Annotated in this window: 8 protein-coding genes; 4 read left to right on the top strand and 4 right to left on the bottom strand. The window is 44.5% G+C overall.

Annotation, left to right across the window (positions count from 1 at the left end; translation table 11 throughout):
• Positions 1-84: 84 nt before the first annotated feature.
• Together rimM and QUB51_RS15690 are read right to left on the bottom strand one after the other, a co-directional pair.
• Complete coding sequence (gene rimM, locus QUB51_RS15695) at positions 85-726, bottom strand: ribosome maturation factor RimM (protein WP_333056199.1); 642 nt, start codon at positions 724-726, stop codon at positions 85-87.
• A 141-nt stretch (positions 727-867) separates the two neighbouring features.
• The gene (locus QUB51_RS15690) at positions 868-1,500 is read right to left on the bottom strand and encodes a response regulator transcription factor (protein ID WP_333056177.1); all 633 of its coding nucleotides are present in this window, start codon (positions 1,498-1,500) and stop codon (positions 868-870) included.
• A gap of 25 nt (positions 1,501-1,525) precedes the next feature.
• Here QUB51_RS15690 and QUB51_RS15685 point away from each other — a divergent pair, with 25 nt between their 5' ends.
• Positions 1,526-1,654, top strand: coding sequence for a hypothetical protein (locus tag QUB51_RS15685; RefSeq protein WP_333232604.1), 129 nt, complete (start codon positions 1,526-1,528; stop codon positions 1,652-1,654).
• Positions 1,655-1,713: 59 nt separating this feature from the next.
• On the opposite strand, the gene QUB51_RS15680 is transcribed toward QUB51_RS15685, so the two are convergent.
• The gene (locus tag QUB51_RS15680) at positions 1,714-2,967 is read right to left on the bottom strand and encodes a molybdopterin-binding protein (RefSeq protein ID WP_333261829.1); all 1,254 of its coding nucleotides are present in this window, start codon (positions 2,965-2,967) and stop codon (positions 1,714-1,716) included.
• A 117-nt stretch (positions 2,968-3,084) separates the two neighbouring features.
• Between QUB51_RS15680 and QUB51_RS15675 the strand changes: the two genes are divergently transcribed.
• The 3 genes from QUB51_RS15675 (at position 3,085) to cobO (ending at position 5,135) form a co-directional block, all read left to right on the top strand.
• Positions 3,085-3,702, top strand: a complete 618-nt coding sequence (locus QUB51_RS15675; RefSeq protein WP_333261832.1) for a hypothetical protein — start codon at positions 3,085-3,087, stop codon at positions 3,700-3,702.
• Between the two features lie 159 nt (positions 3,703-3,861).
• Positions 3,862-4,440: a Uma2 family endonuclease gene (locus tag QUB51_RS15670; RefSeq protein ID WP_333261835.1), complete on the top strand. Its 579-nt coding sequence runs from the start codon at positions 3,862-3,864 to the stop codon at positions 4,438-4,440.
• Between the two features lie 59 nt (positions 4,441-4,499).
• The gene (gene cobO / locus QUB51_RS15665) at positions 4,500-5,135 is read left to right on the top strand and encodes a cob(I)yrinic acid a,c-diamide adenosyltransferase (RefSeq protein ID WP_333103560.1); all 636 of its coding nucleotides are present in this window, start codon (positions 4,500-4,502) and stop codon (positions 5,133-5,135) included.
• 271 nt (positions 5,136-5,406) lie between these two features.
• Here cobO and QUB51_RS15660 read toward each other — a convergent pair whose 3' ends face one another.
• Entirely contained in the window at positions 5,407-7,944 is a 2,538-nt protein-coding gene (locus tag QUB51_RS15660) for a CHASE4 domain-containing protein (RefSeq protein ID WP_333056171.1), read from the bottom strand.
• Positions 7,945-8,044 lie beyond the last annotated feature (100 nt).

Raw genomic sequence — 8,044 nt, 5'->3', positions numbered from 1 at the left:
AACTCGCAGCGGAGTCAGGCTAACCGTCCCTGGATAGGAGAACCTATCCATTTAGGCTAAACGAATCGCACACCGGACATGATATTATTCCAACAAACCAGGAGGAGGCACAATTTCAATTCTGCCTTGTTCTAAGTCAACCACTGGCACAATCTCTTCCACAAAAGGAATCAATATTTTTGTGGATTTAGGCTCTTTAACACGAATTTTCCGTGGTTTGCGGGTATTTCTGGGGTCAGCGTTTGCTTGGGGAGTTTCAGGCTGTTTTGGCTTTTCTAATTCTGCGGCGACAGTTTCCGGCGCAGTTAGATTCGTTTCTACTTCTAAAAGGTCGTTACCTGCGGGAATAATATCACTTACCTTGCCTAGGATTTCCCCGGTTAACTGGTTAAAAACTTCCATACCGATCAAATCTTGGACGTAAAACTCATCAGATTCGAGGTAAGGTCGATCGGTCTTTTCAACAAACAACTTACAGCCCCGCAGCGCCTCAGCACTATCGCGGTCTTCCACACCCTCTACCTCTACAGCATACAGCCCTTTGCCCGGAATGTAGCGACCGCCCAAAAACTCTATCGGTTCCGGTTCACTTTTGTTAGGGCGCAAAATCCACCGCTTCCCCGGTTCGATAAACCTTTCCGGGAAATCAGAATCGGGATAGACTCGCACTTCCCCGTCCAAACCTTGAGCTGCTACAATTTTACCGATTTCTATCCATTCAGACATAAACTTTTTGGGAATTGGGAATTGGGAATTGGCAATTGGGAATTGGGAATTGGGCATGGGGCATTGGTAGCAGAAAAGCCTTGGTAGCAAACAACAAATAACTAATGACTACTGACTAATGACTAATGACTACTTACTTCTTTACACCAATCCAGTTCTCAGCGCTACAACTGCGGCTTGCACGCGGTCATCCACTGCCAACTTATTCATAATACCGCGAACGTGAGTTTTAATAGTATTTGGACTCAAGTAAAGCGCCGCTGCTATCTCAGGATTGCTGTTACCTTCCACCATTAATTTTAACACCTCCAATTCCCGCTGCGACAACTGACCAAAAGTAGTTGTAGAGGCAGGTATGGGGGGTTTGAGGTGTTCGATGACAGTCCGGGCAATTTGAGGGTCAAGATATGTAGCCCCCTCTGCGGCGGCTGCAATCGCTGCTAACAGCCTGTCTACAGAAGCACCTTTAATGCAATAAGCATCAGCCCCGCTAGAAAGGGCAGCAATAATTTCAGTTTCTGCCGTGTGAGAAGTTAACATTACTACTCTAACTTCTGGCAATTGTGCTTTAATTTGCTGCGTCGCTGCTATGCCGTCGAGCCGTGGCAAACCTATATCCATCACAATGATATCAGGTTTGAGTTTCAGTGCTGCTGCTACGCCTAAATAGCCGTCTTCTGCTTGTCCTACTATTTCTATGTCTGGGGAATCGGCTAAAACTTGCTCTAATCCCAGTTGCATCATCGGGTCATCTTCAACAATTAAAATTTTCATAATACGAAGAAAGTTCGGCAACGGATTGTGTAACGGATGTAACGGATGTCAGGAAGAAGGAAGTTCGGCAACGGATTGTGTAACGGATGTAACGGATGTAACGGATGTAACGGATGTCAGTCCGATGGAAGTCGGAAGAAGGAAGATTACTTAGTTGTTAATATTTTACATGAACTTATACCGAACCAATAACCAATAACCAATAACCACTAACTACTGACTAACTTTTAAAACCTCCACGAATTCGCCCGGTACAATCCAGGTGTCCCCTGGTGGCAAAACTGCTAAACCACTCGTATTTGCGAGATTAATTAAATTAGCTGAATTTTGGGTGCCGCTAGCAGGTTCAAATTCCCAGACTCCGGCAACTAAATGTAGTTTACCCCAAACATAAGTTTCGCGTCGGCCGTGCGATCGCAATTCAGCATTACACCTAGCTTTGACAAACTCCGGCCCCCAAGCATCCGGGCCAAGCCCAGACATCTTTCTCAAAGCAGGCACAACAAACCGCCAACAGCAGACTAAAGCCGAAACCGGATTTCCCGGCAAACCAAAATAGAGACTATCCGAATTTTTTTCACCTCGTTTAAACTCAGCAACCGTTAAAGGTTTCCCCGGCTTAATAGCCACAGAACTAATGTGAACTTTTCCTCCCAAATCCGCCAAAATTTTCTCGACATAATCGTAGTCTCCTACCGAGACGCCCCCCGTAGAAAGCACCACATCCGCCTTAGCAATAGCCCCGGATATCGCCTTGTTTAATGCATCTTCATTATCAGGAACAATGCCCAATCGAATCGGTTCAAATCCCATTTGTGCCAACAAAACTGTCAAAGCATACTGATTCGAGTCTACCAGTTTCCCCGGTGCCAAAGGTTCGTCAGGCGATACCAATTCGTCACCAGTAGAAAAAATTGCCACCCGCAGCCGCCGATAAACTGGAACTTGAATGCACTGGGCAGTTGCTAACACTGCCATTTCTGGGGCATTGATAACTGTACCGGGAGTTAGCAAAGTTGTTCCTGCTTGATAAAAAGCGCCTTTGTGCCTAACAAATGCTTGCGGTTTTTCAGGAGAAACTAAGATAAAAATGCGATCGCCCTCACGCCTTGTTTCTTCCTGCATTACCACCGTATCAGCACCCGCAGGCATCACGCCACCCGTAAAAATTCGCGCCGCTTGCCCCGATTTTACGGTATTTTGAGGCTGATATCCGGCTGGAATCTCTTCAACTACTTCGAGTACCACTGGTTTTTCGGCGCTACAGTTTTCCACATCAGCAAACCGCACCGCGTACCCATCCATTGCTGAATTATCCCAATAAGGAAAATCAAGGGAACCAGTGACGGCAGCAGCCAAAATGCGCCCCGATGCTGCCAGCAAGTCTACAGTTTCTACATCCCGCTGACTGTCGAGGGGTTGCACCAAATTTAGAACGATCGATTCTGCTTCTTTCACTGACAGCATGACTGTCTCCTTGTTTTGATAACACTCATGATTAAGTTTAGCAAAATATCCAGAGATATTGGTGATATAATTTTTTTTGATTTGGGCAGTAAACCTAATTTTTGGTGTTAATTGCTTATGACTATTTCTCGTTTGGTTGTTAGACTCAATTGTTTATCCTTATTTGTGGTGGCGATACTGATATTTTTCACTCAACTTTCCGGGTTAAAAGTCAGCGATTTATTCTTGCCGCCTTATTCTTATCCCCATCCCAATGTCGCTTTGTTAACTCGGACTTTTCAAGTTTTATGTTCTGTACCCGTCATTATTTGTACTTTCACCTATAAATTAGCTCAAAGTATTCAACCGCGCACTTCAGAAAATCGATTTATTCTGTTTTCGGCTTTGTTAACAGGTGGATTTTTACTAAATGAAATTTACAGAATTCATATATATATGGTAGCAGGGGGAATTCCTAAGCTCGGAGTAAGTCTTTTATACGCCGTGGTTTTGTCCTCCTACGGATGGTTTTTTCGGCGAGAACTACAGTTAACTCCCTACCAAATATTCTTAGCGGGTGTAGGCTTGTTGTTTTTTGCGATCGGCGTCGATGCCCTGCATATAAAAAACAAAATATTCTCCAGTTTACTAGAGGGACTACCTAAACTGTTTAGCGAAATCAACATTGCATTTTATTATTGGTATGTCTGTAAGTGTTTCCTCCAAAAAGCGTTTGATAAAACTATTAATAGCTAGTTATAAGGATGTGATATAATGAGCAAAAGTGCATAAAAAGATATCCATTAAATCCTCTTAACCCTTAATAATATTTACAGCATCTGCATCGCTCGGCATTGAGCCGCATTCATATACATAATCTGGCTTAAAAGTCCCAACGCATCCTGATAAAATACCATGATAGCAGTTACCATTAACTTCAACTCGATCGCCAAAATAACCGACGACCAATTTTATCAACTGTGTCGCGAAAACCCCGATGTCAAATTTGAACGCAACGCCGAAGGAGAAATAATCGTTATGCCACCCACAGGAGGAGAAACCGGAAATTACAATTCAGAAATTAATGCGGATTTTGTGATTTGGAACCGACAAACTAAACTGGGAATTTGTTTCGATTCTTCAACTTGCTTCAAACTGCCAAGCGGTGCCAACCGTTCTCCCGATGTCTCTTGGATTGAAAAATCAAGATGGGATGCACTCACTCCCGAACAAAAACAAAAATTCCCTCCCATTGCCCCGGATTTTGTCTTAGAGTTAATGTCGCCGACAGACAGCCTCAAAGATACTCAAGACAAAATGCAAGAATACATGAATAACCAAGTCAAATTAGGCTGGTTAATCAACCGCAAAACCCGGAGAGTCGAAATCTATCGCCAAGGACAAGAAATAGAAGTTTTGGAATGTCCAACAGAACTTTCAGGAGAAGATGTTTTGCCCGGTTTCGTGCTAAACTTGAAAACACTGTGGCAATAACTAGAGCTCCTGCATCTATCAGCGTTTATTTGCGTTCATCTGCGGTTAAAAAAAAATTAATGGAAACCAATACAGAAACTACTGCAACCACTGGCTTAACAGCCCAACAACACAAACAGAAAATGCAGCGCCGCCAAGAAGTGCAATCACAGCGAATCGCTAACTCTTCCAAAGAAAAAGGTTTAATTATAGTCAATACGGGTAACGGTAAAGGCAAAACTACGGCGGCTTTGGGCATGGTTGTGCGATCGCTCGGTCACGGATACCGCGTCGCCATAGTACAATTTATCAAAGGAGCTTGGGAACCCGCAGAAAAAGCCGTTTTTCAACTCTGGGAAAAACAGCTAGAATTTCACGCAATGGGAGAAGGCTTTACTTGGGACACGCAAGACCGCGATCGAGATATCGAAACAGCTCAAAAAGCCTGGGAAAAATCTTTAACTTTTATCTGCAATCCCGAATTTAAATTAGTTCTTCTAGATGAAGTTAATATAGCATTAAAACTAGGTTATTTGCAAGTAGAGCAAGTGCTTTCTGGGTTAGACCAAAAACCCGAAGAAACCCACATTATTTTAACAGGCAGAGGCGCCCCGCCCGCGCTAATCGAACGGGCCGACTTGGTGACAGAAATGACTTTAGTTAAGCATCCATTCCGAGAACAAGGGATTAAAGCTCAAGCAGGTATTGAGTATTAATGTTGTTGGTCTTCAAAAGTTTAGTCCTAATTAGCTAAAAGCTGATTGGGAGTGGACTGATATTATGTCCGGTCGATTACCCCCAATACGGTAGGGGATCCCCTCACGAAAAATATCTGCCAATAATTGACAATCTCAAAAACCCGCCCTTTTAATCGCGGTAACTCGATCGGACATGATATGAAGCCCTGACTACAAACCGTATTTATGTTGTTTCTAGTCAGGACTTTTTACCAAATCTAAAATCTAAAATCTAAAATCTAAAATCGAGCTATGCTGGCAACATCAGAGTAAAAGTTGACCCCTTGCCAAACTCGCTAGTCACAGTAATTTCTCCCCCCAGCATCTGAGAGTATTTCTGCGCTATTGCCAAACCCAAACCCGTTCCTCCGTACTTGCGGGTAGTCGAAGCATCCGCTTGCGTAAAAGGTTGAAATAACTTTTGTAGCTGTTCAGGAGTAATCCCAATCCCCGTATCAGTACAGTTAAAAATCAACTGTTCCGAATCCCAACTATTCTCGTCATTTTTAATTCTTTCAACGCTGAGTGTAACTGTTCCTTTATGAGTAAACTTAGCTGCATTACTGAGCAAATTAAACAAAATTTGAGTAAACTTAATTTGATCGGAATACAATTTGCCAATATTATTAGGACACTCCACATTCAGGCGATTAGTGTTTCGCAAAAATAGCGGTGCAACAGTTTTGGCTACATCTTGAACTGCCTCCGACACGTCAAAAGTTTCTAATTCAATTTCGGCGTGACCAGCTTCAATCTTCGACAAGTCCAGAATATCATTAATTAAGGAAAGTAAAAGCTGGCCTGAATTGTGAATTCTCTCCAAATCCGACACAAAATTTTCTTCGCCTAAATCAACAGCCTCTTCTTGCAGGATCTCGCTGTAACCGATAATCGCATTCAGAGGAGTTCGCAGTTCGTGGCTCATGTTAGCCAAAAACTGACTTTTAGCCAAATTAGCTGCTTCTGCTGCTTCCTTTGCCTTGTAGAGTTCTGCCTCGGCTTGCAAGCGGTCGGTCACATCGTGAGCCAGCACTAATTCAGCATTTCTGCTATCAAATACCAGAGCATAAGAAGTAATTTCTACATCAATAATTGTTCCGTCTTTTTTCTGGTGCTGCCACACACCTGCAAACTCAATACCGGCATCTACTTGGGATATATTTTCTAGCAATTTCGGCAGATATTGGGGGGGACGAATGTCCGCAACGGTCATGTTGAGAAATTCGTCGCGAGTGTAGCCGTAGTGTTGGATAGCAGCCTGATTGACGGCTATAAATTCCTGAGTTTCTAAATCGTAAACCCACATCGGATGGGGGTTATTTTTAAACAAAAGTCTGTAGCGTTCTTCCGAGGCTCGTAGTTCGGCTTCGGCTTGCTTACGCTCGGTAATGTCACGGACAACCGTGCAAATAATCTCGCGGCCACCGTAGGAAATCACGCTCCCGCTCACTTCTACATCCACGCAGGAACCGTCTCGGCGGCGGTAGAGAACTTCGCCAATTCTGAATTGTTTGTCCGTCAGCAGTAACTCGATATTGTTGTCAATTAGGTCTTTAGAGTAAGCGATGATATCGTAAATAGTTAGTTGCGAAATCGCATCAAGATTGTAATCTAGCAGGTCTCTAAACGCTGTATTGGCTTCCAAAAGGCGTTTGGTTTGAGCGTCCCACAGGAATATACAATCTGTAGCTTGCTCGACTACGGCTCGGTAGCGGGCTTTTTCCTCAAGTTGTTCGCTGTCGGCGATCGCGATCGCACTCAACATTCCGTTGATAGTATGGGCAAGGTCGGACAACTCGTCTTCCCCCGTCACCGGTAGTCGCACCGAGAGGTCTTGACTGCTGCTGACGCGGTTGACTGCTTTCGCTAAACCGCTCAACCGAGACAGCACCAGACGCTCTAGCAGTAGCAGAGTGCAGCCGATCAACCCAATTCCCACTAACGCTACAGACACCAGCAGGTACAGCAAACTAATTTGACCTTGCCGATATATTTCTCTGGGAATATCCACCCGCAATAGCAGCGCAGGTTGGTTGTAAATATCGCGGATCAGGGCGTAACCTGCGATCGAATCTTCGCTTAAAGGACGCACCAAAATCGGTTTTTTTTCCGACAGTTTCTCCCGCACTTGCTCAAAGTCTGCAGGCAACCTAGCCTCATTCACGCTGTGTACGATTAGCGGCAAGCGAGTAATTTTAGAAACCTTCGCAATGCCTGCAGCATCCAAATTGCGCCCGAAGATCAGCGTACCTCGGATCGGGCCGGTGCTTTTAGTCGTGAGAATAGGCCGAGAAGTAATCAGTATTGGCCCTGACGGTAGCAGCATGATACCAGCGAGGCTGCTTTTGGCGTTGGGGTGCTGCAACAGCGGGTCGCTTAGAGAAATACGCTGTTTTAATGCTTCTGGAACAGGAGTTAATTTCAGCTTTTCGCTGTCTAAACCTGTACCGTAAACTATTTTGCCAGAAGTATTGACAAATACGGCTATATTAACTCTTATATTAGCCAGCCCTTCTGGAATTAAATTGGAGTCAATGAATTCTGAGTTGCGGTTTTGGATAAAATCGTAGGTGTCGTCCCACGCAGACCAGTCGGCAAAGCGCGAGTTGAAGTCGTCGGCAGTTTGCCCGAACACGCTGAGCACTCCCTTGACAACCTGTGTGGCTTCTTGTTCCTCTGCTTTGATCAGGCTGCCCAAGAGGATACTTGAGGAGGCGACATACAGAATCCCAGTCAATCCAGCGATGGTAATGCCAATTATCGATAGTGTTTTCCGACGCAGTTTCATTTTGCCATGTGTGTGGTGTCCGTCCGAAGAAATTCTCAACTCAGGAGCAATTTTACTACTGTTTCCTGAAGCCTGACCGAAAGCAATTTGGTCCGGGCGC

Source organism: Microcoleus sp. AT8-A3 (genome assembly GCF_036705675.1).
Classification (GTDB): Bacteria; Cyanobacteriota; Cyanobacteriia; order Cyanobacteriales; family Microcoleaceae; genus Microcoleus.
Note: the sequence above shows the minus strand (reverse complement) of the source record. Positions and strands in the feature narration are given on the sequence as shown.